Here is a 15,841-nt window from a genome sequence, read left to right on the forward strand (position 1 = left end):
CGGCACGACGGCCGCGGCCCTCCACCCGGCCGGGGCCCTCAACGAGCGGGCCCGCGTTAATCGCTGGTGCACGGCCCGGGGGCCTTGTACGTTGGCAGCGCGACCGCGCCTCCGATGCGCCCGGCTGCGGCTACTTCCTCTGACAACCAAGTGACGCCGCCGCCTCTTCTGATCTCGGCAGGCGCGGGCGTCTCCACCCCGTCGGGCCCCTGGGCCGGGGGTGTCCGATCCTTTGAATCCGGGAGGATTCGCTGCCCCGTCACACCCCGCGCGTCTCCAAGGTCTGGTCCGAGATGCTCGTGGCCCCGCACATCGCGTCGGCCGCCCGCTCCCGGCCCCAGCCCGGGCTCCGGTCACAACCCCTGCTCCTGCCCCTGTCCCAGTCGCAGTCCCGAAGCGGGTCGGCCGGGCAGGGCTTCCGCACCCACGAGGGTGGCCCGGCCTTCGCCCGCGAGCCCCGCGAGGAGCTCTTCCTCCTCGCGGTCGGCAACTTCGTGTCCCAGCAGACCTTTTACGAGAGCGGCGAGGAGCGGGACGACCGGTACACCCGTCTCGTCGGTGAACTCGCGGTCCAGGACCCCGTGTGGACGGCCGGTCTGCTGCGCTGGCTTCGCGGCGAGGGCAACATGCGCACGGCGTCCCTGGTGGGCGCCGCCACGTACGTACGGGCCCGGCTCGCGGCCGGGGTGTCCGAAGGCCCGTCCAACCGGTCCGTGATCGACTCGGTGCTCCGGCGCGCCGACGAGCCCGGCGAACTTCTCGCCCACTGGATCTCGGCGTACGGGCGGAACGTGCCGCAACCCGTGAAGCGGGGCATCGCCGACGGCGTGCGCCGGCTGTACACGTCCCGGTCCCTGCTCAAGTACGACACCGGGTCCAAGGACTTCCGCTTCGGCGACGTACTCAACCTGGTGCACGCCTCCCCCGACCCGGAAAAGCCCTGGCAGGGGGCGCTCTTCCGATACATCCTGGACCGTCGGCACCACCCGGAGCAGGCGGTACCACCGGCCTCCGACCGACTGCTGTCCGCCCACCGGGCGCTGACGGATTCGGCAGTGGGCGAGCGGCGGGCGGTGCTGACCGGGCCCGGCGGACCCGAGCGGCTGGCCGAGGCGGGCATGACGTGGGAGGCGCTGGCGGGCTGGCTCCACGGACCGATGGACGCCGCCGCCTGGGAAGCCGTGATCCCCTCGATGGGGCCGATGGCACTCCTGCGGAACCTGCGGAACTTCGACGAGGCGGGGGTCTCGGACGAGGTCGCGGCCAGGGTCGCCGCACGGCTCTCGGATCCCTCCGAGGTCGCCCGGTCCCGGCAGTTCCCCTTCCGCTACCTGGCCGCCCACCAGCGGGTGCCGTCGCAGCGCTGGGCAGCCGCGCTGGAACGGGCACTGGGCCACTCCCTGGCCAACGTACCGTCCCTGCCCGGCCGGACGCTGATCCTGGTGGACCGGTCGGACTCCATGTTCTGGGACACCGTCTCCGAACGGTCCGAGCTGACCCGGGCGGACGCGGCAGCCGTGTTCGGCACCGGACTGGCCATGCGCGCCGAGCAGGCGGATCTGGTGGAGTTCGGCTGGAGCAGCGCAGAGGTGCCGTTCGAGCCGGGCGAGCCGGTGCTCGATGTGCTGAAACGGTTCCACGCTCTCGGCGGCACCCACACCACGAAGGCGGTGCGGACCCATTACCGGGAACACGACCGGGTCGTGATCGTCACCGACGAGCAGGAGGCCCCCCGCAACCCCCGCGGACCGGCCGAACCGGTCCCGGCCGACATCCCCGTCTACACGTGGAACCTGGCGGGGTACCGGCCCGCCCACGGCCCCACGGGCCCCCACCGGCACACGTTCGGCGGCCTCACGGACGCCGCGTTCCGGATGATCGGTCTCATCGAGGCCGGCCACGAGGCATCTTGGCCATGGACCGCCGAGCCGGCTCGGGTCGAGCGGGCCTGAGCCGACCCGGTCCGGCCTGAGCCGACCCGGTCCGGTCCGCCCGACCCGACCCGGGCCGACCTGATCAGGAAGCAACGGCGGGGGTCGTCGGCCTACTCGAAGAGGGTGCCGGTCTTCTTGCCGATGGCCTGCTTGCGGCGGAAGTAGTCGTTGATGACGACCCGGTACAGATCTGCGTCCGGACGGGCCCAGTTGCGCATGAGTTCGCAGCCGAACGCGAGCGAGGTGATGGGCTGCGCACCGGCCTGAGTCATCCGCTCGATCGCCGTCGTGTGCGTGACCGCGGAGACGCCTCCGACGGCGTCGACGACCGGGTAGACCTCGAACCCCTCGCGGAGCATGTCCAGTGCGGGGAAGGCGAGACAGACCTCGGTCCACAGCCCGGCCATCACGATCTTCCTGCGCCCCGTCGCCCGGACGGCGGCGCGGAAGTCGGCGTCCTCCCAGGAGTTGACCCCCGTACGGTCGATCTCCGTCACGCCGGGCAGCTCCTGTGTGATCTCCGGGACCGTGGCCCGGTTGACGCCCATTCCCACGGCGACCGTGCTCAGCACGGTCGGGAGCTCGTAGGCGCGGGCGAGCTTGGCGAGCGTGACGGCGCCGAGGTCGATCTCCTCGCGGCTGGCAGAACCCACCGTGGCGTACTGGCCCTCCTGGTAGTCGATGAAGACCACGGCGCAGTTGTCCGGTGTGAGCAGGTGGTCGGCCCGCGGGTCACGAATGGGCTCGGGGGTGGTTTTGGCGTGTGCGGCATCGACGGTCATGACGTGTTCCCTTCTCGCGGCTGGATCTTCCGCTGGATCTCCCGTTCCAGTGGTAGTTAAATATTAAACCAAACTTGCGGGTGTGTCGTGCTCCTTCCTGTCCCGGGCCGGTCGGCATGGATGTGGGACGCGGCGTGGCGCCGGTTTCTCGGCCCCGTCCGGTGGACCGCGGCAGCCGAAGAGCCCCGGTCCGGGGTTCGGACCGGGGACGAGGGGCCGACGGCCGGGGCCTACCGGTCCGGGGCGTCGTCGTCGGCGGCGTGCCGGCCGGAGGAGAGCAGCTCCGCCCAGAGGTCCGGTACGGCCAGCAGGGAGCTGCGGTCGGTGTCGGCCGCCGCGCTGCAGCGGACCAGGGCCGTGGTGCGGGTGAACGAGACGTAGGCCGGGAAGCCCTCGAAGACGTTGAGGAGCAGCGCCGCCGAGCACAGCGGCGCGCCGAAGGCGGTGAGCCCGCCCGGTACGGTCACGCTGCTGACGACGAGCGGTGTGACGCGGGCGCGCAGCGCGGCCCGGTACGCCCGCGCGGCGGCCTGCGGGGCGGTCCGGTTCTCCAACAGGGCGCGCAGGGCGTCGCGCTGACGGCTGTTCCGGACGGCGCCGGTCTGCCGGGCCACCGCCGCGATGGATTCGTCCAGGGTGCCGGCCCGGTGCGGGAGGATCAGCCGGTGGACGCCCAGACGGTTGCCGGGGAGGTGGCGTTGCTGCGGCGTCCGGGTCGACACGGCGACGGTCGCCAGCACGTCGCGTCCCGTGCCCGTCGTGCGGTGCTCGCGTCGCAGTCGTGCGAGGGCCATGCCGAGGGCGGCGAGGGCGACCTCGTTGACGGTGACACCGTGGGTGTCGGCGAGGTGGCGCAGTACCGGGAGCGGGACGTCGCGGCCGGTGGTGCGGCGGGAGGGGGAGGGGCCGGTCGAGGGCGGGGGAGTCCAGGGGCGGGGGCCGGCCAGGGTGCGGGCGAGGTCGTGCAGGGAACGCGTCAGGGCCCGGGCGGTGGGCACGGCCGGCGGGTGCAGGCGGGCGCCTTCGGCGGATGTGTCGGACAGCAGTGCGGCGGCGGCGTGGGTCGCGCCGACACCGTCCAGGAAGCCGTGATGGGTGCGCAGGCAGACCCGGAAGGAATCGGGGCCGGTGATCAGTCGTACGTCCCAGGGCGGGACGTTTCCGGCGAGGTCGAAGGGCAGTTGGGAGATCCGGTCCGTCTCCCGGTCGAGCGCGGCGCTGTCGGCGGCGTCGGTGTGCGGCACCCGCAGGTTCGACGCGGGGGTGCCGCGGAACGTCGGCAGGGCGGGCGCGCGTTCGGCGATCCGCTGCTGGAGCGCGGACGGGGCGGGCGGCGGGCCCGCGAAGTCCAGCGCGAGGGTGACCACCGGCTGCTGCGGCCCGTCGAAGGACAGCAACGCCCGGTCGAGCGGGTTCGGATCCGGGGCGGGGACGGGTGATGGGCCCGGGGCGGCGGCGGGAGGTTCGGCGTGTGCCGGGTGCGGATCGGTGGTGGCGGGGTCGGTCACAGCGGAATGTCCAGACAGGCGGGGCTGCGCTCGGCGAAGCCCGTACGGGTGGGATCGGAGGAGGGGTTGGGACGCAGGACGGGGGTGGCGCCGAGCAACGGGCTCGGTCCGGTGGGGAGTTCGACGCGGAACGGATGCGAGTGCGAGCCGGGGCGGAAGCGCCGACCGGAGCCGAACGCCGGGTGCGAGGAGGTGGCGCCGCGCCCACGGCCGGCCGTGCCAACGCTCAACACCCCGGATTCCTGCCGCAATTGTCCACCGTCGGCCCGTGGCCGCAACACCTCGAACGGCAGCCGGACGCGCGGAACCGCGAACGGATCCGACGGCGACGACAACGAGCAGGAAGAACGAGGTGAACAGGGAGGGCGAGGCGTGGACAGCGGCACCCGGCAGCCTCCTCACCCGAACTCGAACTCGAACCCGAACCCGAACTTGAACCCGACCGCGTACGGACGCCCTCGGCGCCCGAATCCGACCGCCACCGATAACTCGCCCACGAACGGCCAAGTCACGGGCCCGCTCCCGCATTTCACCCGATTACCTGACCTGCCCGCTCCACCTGACGCCGAATCGCGCCACCTGGATGCCGGCTTGCGCCGCTCCGCACCGACTCGTGCCGGTCCGGGTGGCGCAGAGTCCGGACGATCGAGGAGGCGCCAGCCATTGACCTCAACCATGCTTGAGGTTCTAGGGTCCCGGTATGACGATCACGGAGTACTCACAGGACCGGCTGGCCGCCCAGCCCATTGGCTACTGGACCGGAATCGCGAACGAGATCATCGTCGGCGGCATTCGTGCCGCCCTCGCCGAGGAGGGGCTCACACAACCGCACTGGTGGATCCTCAACCACGTCGCCGGTGCCCCCGGGCAATGGACTCGCGCCTCCCTCACCGACAGGCTCTCCCCCTTCGACCGCCAGGACACCGATTTCGAAGCCGTCCACACCGACCTCGCCTCCCGTGGCTGGATCGCGGAACCGGAAGGCCGCCTCGTCCTCACCGAAGCCGGCGAGGAGGGGCGGCAGCGCGCGAAGGCCCGCACCCTCAAGGTCCATGAGCGGATGCACGACGGCGTGGAGACCGCCGATTACGTCACCACCCTGAACGTGCTCCGCCGGATGATCGGCAACCTCGGGGGCAACAGCGATCTCCCCTGAGGGTTGCTGCGGTGGCGTGGCGACCAGGGGCGGCGGACGGCGGCGGACCGTGTGGTTTGGGAGTCGGCCTCGAACGCGTCGATGACCGGCGGTGTGGTGATGCGCGGCATGGCCTCGTCGTTGTTGTGCAGGGCCGGGCCGCTCCAGTTGTGGCTGCCGGTGAACATCACCTTCTGGGCGGTGCCGGCGTACATGCCGTCGACCATCCAGTTCTTCCATCCAGTTCTTCGAGTGCACGATCCGGTTGGGTGCCGTGGAGTCGCCGTGCAGGGCGTTTCCAGGTGCCGGAGTCGGTCTCGCTGTAGACCAGGGCGACCAGGCGGCCCTGGCTTGCCGGCGCGCGCAGCAGCGGGGCCACGCGTCCCACAGGTCATCAGGCACAAGATCAGCAGAAACCCAACGGATCCTGCCGACACGACGCCCAACTGCCAACACCCACAAAGAACTTCATTCTGGAACGATCAGCAAGTTCAAAGTTTCAAACCGCTTGGAACTGGCCAAGGATGATCTCGAACATCTGAGCTTGCATCTTCGAACGAAAGTCGACATACGGTCGGCAGTCGCCGACACTGGTAACCAATGGAGTGAAACGTGTCAAGTACCAGTACCCGCGCGTCCGTTCTCTCTGCGGCCATAGCACTGCCCCTCGCCTTCTTCGGTCTCCTCACCGCAGGGCCGGCCAATGCTGCTGCAGCAGCAGCGTGCCCGCAGGGCGTGGTCTGCTTCTATCCGCAGGCCAACTATCAGGGAGCCGTACAGGTGAAGGACTTCACCGCGACGCCTGGATGCCAGTCCACGATTTCGGCACGCTCTGTGATCAACAACAGTAGCCACCCCGTCGGGCTTTACGTGGACAACGAGTGCACCCAGTACCTCGACCAGGTGGAAGCCGGAGGAAGCCGCGCCTCCCTCATCGCGGGCGTTGTGACCGCCGAATAGTCCAGAACCAGCCGTAACAAGTGGGGGAGAGCGACGACAGGACCCGGGGCTCTCTCGACGGTCCAGTACACAACGCACCCTGTGTACTGGACCTTGAGCCTGACTCTGTCGAGGACCTGGAGTTTCCCGGTGCGGCAGTGTGATCAACGGGCGTGCTCGGGGCTGTACGGAGGCCCCGGGGCATCGACATCCACGACCTCTGCGCGGCACGGACCACCGAATCGGTGACGCGGGCAGGGACCCAACCGGTGGAGAACCCCATGGCAGCACTCGGCTCGTGAGACGGACCACGGAGGAGAACACCGCAGCCGGTGGGCACCTCGACACTGCCCCCCCGGACAGGCCCGTCGCGTTGGCTCCGGGCGCCCTTCCGGGCACGTGCCCAGCGGGGCGCGCCCGGCCACGCCCGGCCGGGCGGCCGTTCCGCCGTCATCGGCCGGTGCGCCGAACGTCGAGCTCAGTCCAGGGGGGACACTCCGGCCAGTACGGCGGGCATTCCGCGGGTGTGGATGAACCCGACGCCGCGTGTGGCGCGGGTGAGTGCCACGTAGAGGTCGCTCAGACCGCGCGGGTTCGCCGCGATGACGGCCTCGGGTTCCACGATCAGGACCGTGTCGAACTCCAGCCCCTTGGACTGGGCGGGAGTCAGCACCACGGCGGGGGAGTCCAGTGCGTCCGGGTCCGCCGGCCGGGCGGTGCCGTCCTGGCCGTCCAAGGCGCGGCAGACCGGCTCCAGCATCGGGTCGGCGACGATCACCGCCAGCCGCCCGTCCCCTACCGCCGCGGTCTCCTCGGCCACGATGGCGCGCAGCCGGTCGGCGAGTTCGGCTGCGGGAACCTTCCGGCTCCACGGGACGGCGTCGGTCGAGCGGACCGCCGTGGGGGTGGGGAGGGAGGGGTCGACGGCGTGCAGCACACCGGCGGCGACGCTCATGATCTCGGCCGGCGTACGGTAGTTGACGGAGAGCTCGACCGCGCGCCAGCGACCGCCCGCCGGGCCGTCGAGAACGTGCTCCCACGAGGGCGGTGCGGCGGGGTTGCTCGCCTGGGCGAGGTCGCCGACGACGGTCATGGACCGGCTCGGGCAGCGGCGCAGGAGCATCCGCCAGGCCATCGGTGACAACTCCTGGGCCTCGTCGACGATGACGTGGCCGAACGCCCAGCTCCGGTCTGCGGCGGCGCGGTCGGCCACCGAGCGGATCTGCCGCTCACCGCGGTACTGGCGCACCAACTGCTCGGCCTGGACGATGCCGCCGCCGTGGTCGTCCAGAACCAGCCGGGCGAAGGCGAGCTCGGCCTGCTCCTCGGCGTCGGCCAGGGCTGCGGCGCGCGCCGACTCCCCGTCCGGCAACGGACCGAGCAACTCGGCGGTCTCGTCCAGGAGTGGGACGTCGGCCTCCGTCCAGTACAGCGCGTCCGGGTCGTGGGCGGGCGGGCGAAGCAGGGCGAGACGCTCCGCCTCGGTGAGGACGGAGCCGACCCGCTCCAGCAGCTCCGGACAGGAGAACAGGGTGCTCAACAGCGACTCGGGCGAGAGCGCCGGCCATATTGCCTGGACGGCGGTCCGCAGCTCCGACTCGGCCAGCAGCTGGGCCCTCAGTTCGGCGACGTCCTCGCCGTCCGTGGCGAGGCCGAGCCGACGGGCGATGCGATGGGCCAGCTCGTCGGCGATCTCGGCGACGAACACCGCCCGGGCGGTGTTGTGCGGCTCGCCGGCCTCGAGCCGGGCGGCGTCCGCCGCCCGCGCGCAGAGCGCTCTGCTCAGCCGCAGCTCCTCCTGGTACAACGTGCCGCGTCCGACCGTCACCGTCAGGTCCTTCGAGGGAAGCCGGACACAGTCGCGCACGGCAGCCGCGAGGACGGTGGCCATCCTGGCGTCGCCCTTGACGGTGAGGGCGGCGACCGGCTCGGTGACCGTCCTGGTCACCCCGGGGTACAGCTCACCGACGCTGCGCAGGACGACGTCGCCTTCGCCGAGGGCGGGCAACACCTGGTCGATGTAGCGCATGAAGGTCGGGTTCGGGCCGACGATCAGGACGCCGCTGCGGCTCAGCCGTTCCCGGTGGGTGTACATCAGATAGGCGGCGCGGTGCAGGGCGACGACCGTCTTCCCGGTCCCGGGACCGCCCTGGACGACGAGGACGCCGCGCAGGTCGGCGCGGATGATCCGGTCCTGCTCCGCCTGGATGGTGGTGACGATGTCGCCCATCCGGCCGGTGCGGGCCGCGTTCAGGGAGGCGAGCAGTGCGGCTTCGCCGCTGAGCCGGCCGCTGTGGGCCCCGGCGTCCCCGGCTATGCCGAAGGCGTCGTCGGTGAAGTCGACCACCTGCCGTCGGAAGGTCTTCAGATGACGACGGCGGACCACCGCACCGGGATCGGCCGGGGTGGCCCGGTAGAACGCCTCGGCGGCAGGTGCGCGCCAGTCGATCAGCAGCGGCTCGTACTCGTCGTCGGTGAGGGAGATCCGGCCCACGTACCGGTTCTCGCCGTCCGCGAGGTCGAGGCGACCGAAGCAGAGCCCGTGCTCGGCGGCGTTGAGCTGGGCCAGCCGACGAGTGTGTTGTGTTTCCATGGTGGTGCGCTCCAGACGGGCCTGGAGCGTGCCCCCGCCACCCTGCCGGTGGACCTGGTCGAGCTGGTCCGCAGTGTATCCGCGCTGGGTGTCGAGCCGCTCGTAGAGGCGGGACACGTACGCGATCTCGTGCAGGAGCTCCCGTTTTCGCCAGTGCTCGTCCGGGCTGTCGGACGGCTGGGACTGCTCGGAATTGGGCGAGGACATGGCTCCAGAGGATAGCGGTGCGCGGGCCCGCACAACGGTGGAAAGGAGCGCGTGGAAGAAATCCGTTGTCCCGGATTCGCGCGACGTTCCCGGGAGTTGTGTTGCTGTTAGCGTCGCGGGGGATACCGTCGGCGAATCGAGATGTCGAGGTCGTTGCTGATGAGTGGAGCGTTCACCACCGATCGGGACCCGGCGAAGGACTGGTTCGTACGGTTGCCGCCGCGCCGCGCGGAGGGAAAGCGGATTCTGGTGTTCCCGCACGCCGGAAACGGACCGGCGGGCTTCGGCCCGTTCTCCCGGGCCGTGGCTGACCGGGCCGAGGTGTGGGCGCTCAACCTCCCGGGGCGGCAGGCCAGGGCCCGGGAGGTCCCGCGCCGTGAATTCGCGCCGCTGGTACGGGAGTTGGTGGACGATCTGGCGGATTCCCTGTTGGACCGTCCTTACACCGTTGTCGGCTACTGCGCCGGGGCCGCGTTGGCGTACGGGGTGGTCCGGGAGATCGGACGGCGTGGTCTGCCCGGCCCGGACGTCCTCGTCCCCGTCGCGTATCCGCCGCCCGGCCGCGCCGGTGACGTGTCGATGCTCGGAACACTGGAATCCGACGAATTCTGGCGGGTGCTCCACGATTTCGGAGGTGTGCCGGAGGCGCTGTCGGTCGCGCGTTACCGTCCGCTGTTCGAGCCGGCGCTGCGTGCGGACTACGCCCTGCTGGCGGACTTCCACGAGGACGGGCCGCGACGGGGCGGCATTCCTGCGGTCACCGCGATCATGGGGACGACGGACCACGTCGTGGAGGCGGCGGCGGTCGTGCGGTGGGCCGACCACGCGGAACGGTTCCAGCTGGTGACCGTCGAGGGCGGGCACTGGCTGCTCGACCACGCGCCGGCCGAGCTGGCCGAAGCAGTGCTCGCCACGTCCTGATTTGCCGAACGGGCCGGAGGCGGATCACCGATCCGCCTCCGGCCCGTTTCTGTGGTCAGCCCTCGACGGACTCGGCGAGCAGCCGGATCGTCGGGAACTCGAACATCGCGCCGGCGCCGAGTTCTACGCCGAAGCGACGGTTGATCAGGTCGATCAGGGCCACCGCGGCGAGGGAGTTGCCCCCCACCTCGAAGAAGTCCTCATCCAGGCCGATCCCGGTGATGCCGAGCGCATCCGTCCACAGACCGCCCAGGATCTCGACCGTGGAGCTCTCCCCGGCGCCGCCGTCGGCGGGCCCGACCTCCGTCGTGCGAGGTCCCGGCACCGGTGCTGCCGGTGCTGCCGGGGGTACGGGGGAGGGCTCCGGCGGCGCGACGGCGGGGGCGCCGGGATCGACCGCCGCCGGGGCCGGGGCGAGGACCGGGGCGGTCGGCCGGAGGTCGAGCCACGGCACACCCTCCACCTGGATCCGGGCACCCGGCGCATCCACCGAGACGACCGGTGGCAGACCGCCGGCCAGGAGGGTGACGAGCACCTGGGCACCGGAGCTCGGATCGAGCAGCCCTGGCACCTTCCCGGGCGCATCGGGTGCGCTCGCGTCCGACCGCGCCGGCGCCTGCGCGACGTCCGCCCCGGCGGGCCCGGCGGCGGGCGTGCCGGTGCCGAAGCTTCCGGTCCGCACCTCCCGCAGGGTGAAGCCCGTGAGCCGTACCAGCAGCTCACCGGTGTCGGTGTCGTAGAGGTCGAAGTCGGTCGGCCGGGGCTGCCGGCCCTGCTCCGACGCCAGCCGGGCGTGGACCGTCACCCGTGGCGTCAGCGGCCGCAGGAAGGTCACCTTCCCGTACATGAACGGCGCGTAGGAACGGTCCGGCGCGATGTCGGTCAGGACGCCGGAGGCGGCGTCGACCACCGCCGGGTGCATCGGGTAGCGGTCGAGCTCGGCGTGGAACTCCTCCCGCAGTTCGAACTCGGCGATGCGCTCGGTCCGGTCGCCGTGCGAGCGGCGGACCTCCGGCCACCGCGTGCCGAAGTCGATCCAGCCGGCCAGGCCGTCGTACTCCAGCTTCGGCAGGTCCGCCCAGAGTGCGTCGAGGTCGATGCCGGGGACGGCCTCCGCCACGGCGACGGTGCCGGTGGCGTGCTCGGTCCAGCCGCCTGCGGAACCCTCGGTCCGGCCCTGGATGCGGAAGCGCAGTGTGCCGGCGACGTCCTCCAAGAGGATCCGAAGCTCCGTGGCCCCGATGACCGGGGCGAGGAAGACGACGTCCCGCAGTTCGACGGGACCCGCCTCTCCCAGCTTCTCCTGCCCGGCCAGGACGGCCAGTTCGAGCAGTGCGGTGCCGGGCAGCACCGGATTGCCCTCGAAGACGTGCTCGTCCAGTTCCCAGGAGGACCCCGGCCTGTACCGGCGGGTCAGCACCGTCCGTGGATCGGCCTCCTCCCGCTGGGGTGCGGTGGTGACCCGGGCGCCGGTCAGCGCGGCCAGTCCCACGTTCGAGCGGGTCGCCATCCCGACTTCGCTCCAGCCGGGCCACTGGACCGACAGGGTGACCCGCTCGCCCGCCGTCCGGCTCCGCGCGTGGGCGTCCAGGAAGGCGTTGGCGGCCGCGTAGTCGGCACTCCCGTACAGGCCGGCCAGTGCCGCCTGGCTGGAGAACAGGAACAGGAAGTCCAGCTCCGGGCGGCCGGCGAACACCTCCTCCAGCCGAAGCACACCGAGCACCTTCGGCGCCAGGACAGCCTGGACGTCGGCCCGCTCGCGGCGCTCGGCGAGGCCGCCGCCGGGCACACCGGCTGAGTGGAACACGCCGTGGACCGGGCCGAACCGGGCCTCCAGCCGGTCGACGGCCGCGGTCAGCGAGGCCGCGTCGGTGACGTCCGCGGTGAGCAGTTCGACCTCGGCGCCGGCGAGCTCCAACGCCGCCAGCTCCGTGCGCAGTCGCTCGCCGTCGGCGGTCGCGGGGCCGGGGACCTCCCGGCCGAGCAGGCCGAGCCTCGGCCGCAGGCCGGTGTCGGCCAGGGCGCGCGCGGTGACCAGGCCGATACCGCGCATGCCGCCGGTGATCAGGTGGACACCGTGCCGGCGCAGCCGCGGTTGTCCGGCCGGGTCCGGGGCCGCGAGCGGCCGGAGCCGGGGCAGCCACCGCGCGGTACCGCGAAGCGCGACCGACGGGGCCGCGAGCTCGCGCAGTTCCCGGGCCAGCACGGACTCGGGGGTACCGTCCGATACGTCGACGCAGACCCCGGTCACGCCCGGCAGCTCCCGCTCGATGCTGCGCAGCAGCGCCTGCGCCCCGGCCGCGGCCGGGTTCACCGGCTCCGCGCCGGTGACGTCCACCTGATGACGGCCGAGGAGCACGACCTTCGCCGGCACCCGGTGCCGGCGTTGCCAGCCGGCGCAGGCCCGGGCGGCGGCGTAGAGACTGTGGACCGCGGCGTCGAGGTCCTGTGCGAGGCGCTCGTCGTCGGCTCCGGGCTCGGCGTCGAGCAGGAGGGCGTGAGCGATCACATCGGGGCGGGTGCCGAGCTCGTCCAGCCGGTCCAGCAGCTGCTGCCAGCCCTCGGCGTCGGTCGGATCGAACTCGTCGGGCGTGGCGGTGACGGTGCGGTACCCGGCACGGCCGAAGACGGCGTGGGCCCGGGACCGGCTGCGCTCGGAGGTGACGACGAGCGCGGTGCCGTGCGGGAGACCGACGTAGCCGGCGGGCTCGCGGACGTCGCCGTCGCGCACCCACTCCAACGCACCGAGCGACCAGGCCCCGGCGGACGCGGCCGGCTCGACCGGATCGGGTTCCGCCGTCGGGCCGGCCGTCGCGGCGGGGGACACCGGGACGGCGGCCGGGGCGGTCCCGGCCGACGGCTGCGCGGCCCGTGCGGGCTCCGCCGGGGCCGCGGCCGCCGACGCCGACGCGCGCTCCAACCAGTAGTGCGTGCGCTGGTACGGGTAGCCGGGGACCGCGGTCCGGCGGTAGCCGTGCTCGTCCTGGTCCTGCCAACCGGTGATCCGGGTGCCCGCCACCCAGAACTCGGCGAACAGCTCGTCGAGCACCGTGGCCGGCTCCGGCGCGGACCGGGTGGTGGGCAGCGAGCGGGAGTCGGTGGCGCGTACGTCCGGGCGGCCGCGCAGCAGGGCGGAGAGCGTCCGTCCCGGGCCGACCTCGACGACATTGGCGGGGCCGTCGGCGAGCACCGTGCCCAACGCGGCGTCGAACCGGACGGGTTCGACCAGCTGGCGGGCCCAGAACCGGGGCGAACGCGCCTGCTCGTCGGTGACCGGCTCCCCGGTCAGCGCCGACACCACCGGGATCTCCGGGGCGTGCAGCGGCAGCCCGGCCAGCACCCGCTCGAACTCGGCGGCGGCCTCGGTCATCGACTCGGAGTGGAAGGCATGGGAGGCCGACATCGCCCGGGTCGCGATCCGGCGCTCCGCCAGTGCGGCTTCGACCGCGGCCACGGCCTCGGCCGGGCCGGACAGCACCGTCTGCCGCCCGCCGTTGACGGCCGCGACACCGACGCCGTCGCCCAGCAGGTCCGTGAGGTCCGACACCGTGGCGGCGGCGGCCACCATCCGGCCGCGCGGCATCCGGGCCATCGCGGTGGCGCGGGCGGCGACCGCGCGGAGCCCGGACTCGAAGTCGAGCACCCCGGCCACCCCGGCGGCCGTCAGTTCGCCGACGCTGTGACCGATCAATCGGGAGGGCTCGACGCCCCAGCGCATCAGGCAGTGCGCGAGCGCGTACTCCAGGGTGTAGAGCAGGGGTTGAGCCACCTCGGTCTCGCCGAGGTCCTCCGCGTCGCCGTGCAGCCAGAGGTCGCGCAGATCGGTGCCGAGCAGCGGCTCCAGCACGTCGAAGGAGGCATCGCAGCCCGCCCGGAAGGTGCGGTTCGCGTGGTAGAGGTCGGCCAGTGCGCGGGGCTGCTGGGCACCCTGTCCGGGGAAGGCGAAGACGGTGGCGCGCCGCACGCCGTCGTCGCGGACGATCCGGGCCGGGTCGCGCAGCGCGAGGGCGGCGTCCGCGGCGTCGGCCGCCAGCACGGCGGCCCGGATCCTGCGGTGGGTCCGGCCGATCCGGAGCGTGTGCGCGGCGTCGGCGAACCGTTGCCGGGCCCGGTCCCGGGCCTCCCCGCCGGGCCCGTTCTCGCGCTCCCCGCCGGAGCGGGCGTCGCCGTCCCGCTCGTTGTCGGCGTCGTCGAGCTGTTCGAAGTGGTCGGCGAGCCGCTCCCGCAGGACTTCGGCCGCGGTCTCGTCGGCGGCCGACCAGGGCACCACCTGACGCTCCGGCAGCGCGGCGACGGACGGCTCGCCGACGGGTGCCGGGGCCTCCTCGAGCACCGCGTGCGCGTTGGTGCCGCCGACGCCGAACGAGCTCACCGAGGCGCGCCTGGGCAGACCGTCGGGCACCGTCCACGGCCTGGTCGCGGTCGCCACGGAGAACGGCGAGGTCTCCCAGTCCACCGCCGAGTTGGGGGTGGTGAAGTTGATGCTGGCCGGGATCGTCCGGTGGTGCAGCGCCAGGGCGGCCTTGATCAGCCCGGCGACGCCGGCGGCCTGCCCCAGGTGACCGATGTTGGACTTCACCGAGCCGATCGCGCAGGCCCCGGGCTCGAGCTCCTGGTCGGCCACCGCCCGGAACGCCTCGGCGAGCCCGGCCAGTTCGATCGGGTCGCCGACCGGCGTCGCGGTGCCATGCGCCTCCACCAGGGAGATCGTCCGCGGGTCGACGTCGGCGGCGCGCAGGGCGGCCTGGATGCACTCGCTCTGGCCGGCCACGCTCGGTGCCGAGAACCCGGCCTTGCGGTCGCCGTCGTTGTTCACCGCCGTCCCGCGGATCACCGCGTAGACGGTGTCGCCGTCGGCGAGTGCGGCGGCCAGCGGCTTGAGCACCACGGCGCCGCCTCCGTTGCCGAAGTTGGTGCCGGTGGCGTGCTGGTCGAACGGACGCGGCACCCCGTCGTCGGCGGTGATGCCACCGGGCAGGAACTGGTAGCCGCGGTTGAACGGGAACTCGATGTCCACGCCGCCCGCGACCGCGATGGTGCTGTCACCGTTCGCCAGCGACGCGCAGGCCAGGTGCACCGCGACCAGCGACGACGAGCACGCGGTGAGCACCGTCATGGCCGGGCCCCGGAGCCCCAGCTTGTAGGAGATGAAGGTGGACAGGTAGTCCGGCGCGTTCGCGATGTCCACGGCGAGCAGACCGACCGTCCGGATGAGGTCGGGGTGCTGCTCGACGTAGTCGTAGCGGTACCGGTTCACGTTGGTGCCGGCGTAGACGCCGATGGTGCCGTCGTAGCCGGAGGGGTCGTAGCCGGCGTGGTCCAGCGCGGCGTGGACGGTTTCGAGCATCAACCGGTACTGCGGGTCTCGGATCTCCGCCTCGCGCGGTGTCATCCCGAAGGCGCGGGCGTCGAAGGCATCGGCGTCCTCGATCAACGGGCGGTGGCGCACGTAGTACGGGTCGTCGAGGTTGCCGGGGTCCTCGCCCCACTCCAACAGCTCCTCGTCGCCGATGGTGGTGAGGCTCTGCCGTCCGCCGACGATGTTCTGCCAGAAGTCGTCGAGGCCGTCGGCACCGGGAAACCGCCCGGCCATGCCGATGATCGCGACAGGTTCGCTGTTGGCCATGGGCCCGAACTCCTTCGTCAGGAACGGGCCTCCAGGCACTTGCCCCAGGCCCGGGATCTCGCTCACCATCGTGCGTTCGGCGGGGGAAGCGGACACGTCCCCGAAACCTGCGACAGGTCACTGACCGGCGCCGCTGACTATCGTCCCGGTACGAAAATGCCGCTGCGCGTACCGGAGGGCCGTCCATGCTCGATGC

The 15,841-nt window shown here is 72.4% G+C and carries 9 protein-coding genes; 4 read left to right on the plus strand and 5 right to left on the minus strand.

The features are described 5' to 3' along the window. Window positions 1–293 precede the first annotated feature (293 nt). Window positions 294–1,952 (plus strand): TROVE domain-containing protein, encoded by a 1,659-nt coding sequence (locus ABZZ04_RS29850; protein ID WP_356935330.1) that lies wholly within the window; start codon window positions 294–296, stop codon window positions 1,950–1,952. A gap of 92 nt (window positions 1,953–2,044) precedes the next feature. Here the strand turns inward: ABZZ04_RS29850 and ABZZ04_RS29855 are convergent, their stop codons facing one another. From ABZZ04_RS29855 to ABZZ04_RS29865, 3 genes are all read right to left on the minus strand, one after another. Beyond that, window positions 2,045–2,716, minus strand: coding sequence for a hydrolase (locus tag ABZZ04_RS29855; protein WP_356935331.1), 672 nt, complete (start codon window positions 2,714–2,716; stop codon window positions 2,045–2,047). Window positions 2,717–2,946: 230 nt separating this feature from the next. Further along, window positions 2,947–4,224: a wax ester/triacylglycerol synthase domain-containing protein gene (locus ABZZ04_RS29860; protein ID WP_356935332.1), complete on the minus strand. Its 1,278-nt coding sequence runs from the start codon at window positions 4,222–4,224 to the stop codon at window positions 2,947–2,949. Continuing rightward, window positions 4,221–4,454 carry a hypothetical protein gene (locus tag ABZZ04_RS29865; RefSeq protein ID WP_356935333.1) on the minus strand — a complete coding sequence of 78 codons (234 nt, stop codon included), beginning with the start codon at window positions 4,452–4,454 and terminating at the stop codon, window positions 4,221–4,223. The genes ABZZ04_RS29860 and ABZZ04_RS29865 overlap by 4 nt, the downstream gene beginning before the upstream one ends. 470 nt (window positions 4,455–4,924) lie before the next feature. Between ABZZ04_RS29865 and ABZZ04_RS29870 the strand changes: the two genes are divergently transcribed. Continuing rightward, the gene (locus tag ABZZ04_RS29870) at window positions 4,925–5,380 is read left to right on the plus strand and encodes a MarR family transcriptional regulator (RefSeq protein ID WP_356935334.1); all 456 of its coding nucleotides are present in this window, start codon (window positions 4,925–4,927) and stop codon (window positions 5,378–5,380) included. Window positions 5,381–5,971: 591 nt separating this feature from the next. Further along, a complete protein-coding gene (locus tag ABZZ04_RS29875) occupies window positions 5,972–6,319 on the plus strand; it encodes a peptidase inhibitor family I36 protein (RefSeq protein ID WP_356935335.1) in 348 nt (115 codons plus the stop codon). Window positions 6,320–6,776: 457 nt separating this feature from the next. Here the strand turns inward: ABZZ04_RS29875 and ABZZ04_RS29880 are convergent, their stop codons facing one another. After that, window positions 6,777–9,098: a DNA/RNA helicase domain-containing protein gene (locus ABZZ04_RS29880; RefSeq protein WP_356935336.1), complete on the minus strand. Its 2,322-nt coding sequence runs from the start codon at window positions 9,096–9,098 to the stop codon at window positions 6,777–6,779. Window positions 9,099–9,257: 159 nt separating this feature from the next. On the opposite strand from ABZZ04_RS29880, the gene ABZZ04_RS29885 reads away from it, so the two are divergent. Then, the gene (locus tag ABZZ04_RS29885) at window positions 9,258–10,019 is read left to right on the plus strand and encodes a thioesterase domain-containing protein (protein WP_356935337.1); all 762 of its coding nucleotides are present in this window, start codon (window positions 9,258–9,260) and stop codon (window positions 10,017–10,019) included. Between the two features lie 55 nt (window positions 10,020–10,074). On the opposite strand, the gene ABZZ04_RS29890 is transcribed toward ABZZ04_RS29885, so the two are convergent. Further along, window positions 10,075–15,645: a type I polyketide synthase gene (locus ABZZ04_RS29890; RefSeq protein WP_356935338.1), complete on the minus strand. Its 5,571-nt coding sequence runs from the start codon at window positions 15,643–15,645 to the stop codon at window positions 10,075–10,077. Window positions 15,646–15,841: the final 196 nt, after the last annotated feature.

The organism is Streptomyces sp. NPDC006435, from assembly GCF_040612315.1.
Classification (GTDB): domain Bacteria; phylum Actinomycetota; class Actinomycetes; order Streptomycetales; family Streptomycetaceae; genus Streptomyces.

What these genes read in the sequence shown, in the direction of transcription:
- ABZZ04_RS29850 (WP_356935330.1), top strand. Translation starts at nt 294, where the DNA reads ATGCTCGTGGCCCCGCACATCGCGTCGGCCGCCCGCTCCCGGCCCCAG.
- ABZZ04_RS29855 (WP_356935331.1), bottom strand. Translation starts at nt 2,716, where the DNA reads ATGACCGTCGATGCCGCACACGCCAAAACCACCCCCGAGCCCATTCGT.
- ABZZ04_RS29870 (WP_356935334.1), top strand. Translation starts at nt 4,925, where the DNA reads ATGACGATCACGGAGTACTCACAGGACCGGCTGGCCGCCCAGCCCATT.
- ABZZ04_RS29880 (WP_356935336.1), bottom strand. Translation starts at nt 9,098, where the DNA reads ATGTCCTCGCCCAATTCCGAGCAGTCCCAGCCGTCCGACAGCCCGGAC.
- ABZZ04_RS29885 (WP_356935337.1), top strand. Translation starts at nt 9,258, where the DNA reads ATGAGTGGAGCGTTCACCACCGATCGGGACCCGGCGAAGGACTGGTTC.
- ABZZ04_RS29890 (WP_356935338.1), bottom strand. Translation starts at nt 15,645, where the DNA reads ATGGCCAACAGCGAACCTGTCGCGATCATCGGCATGGCCGGGCGGTTT.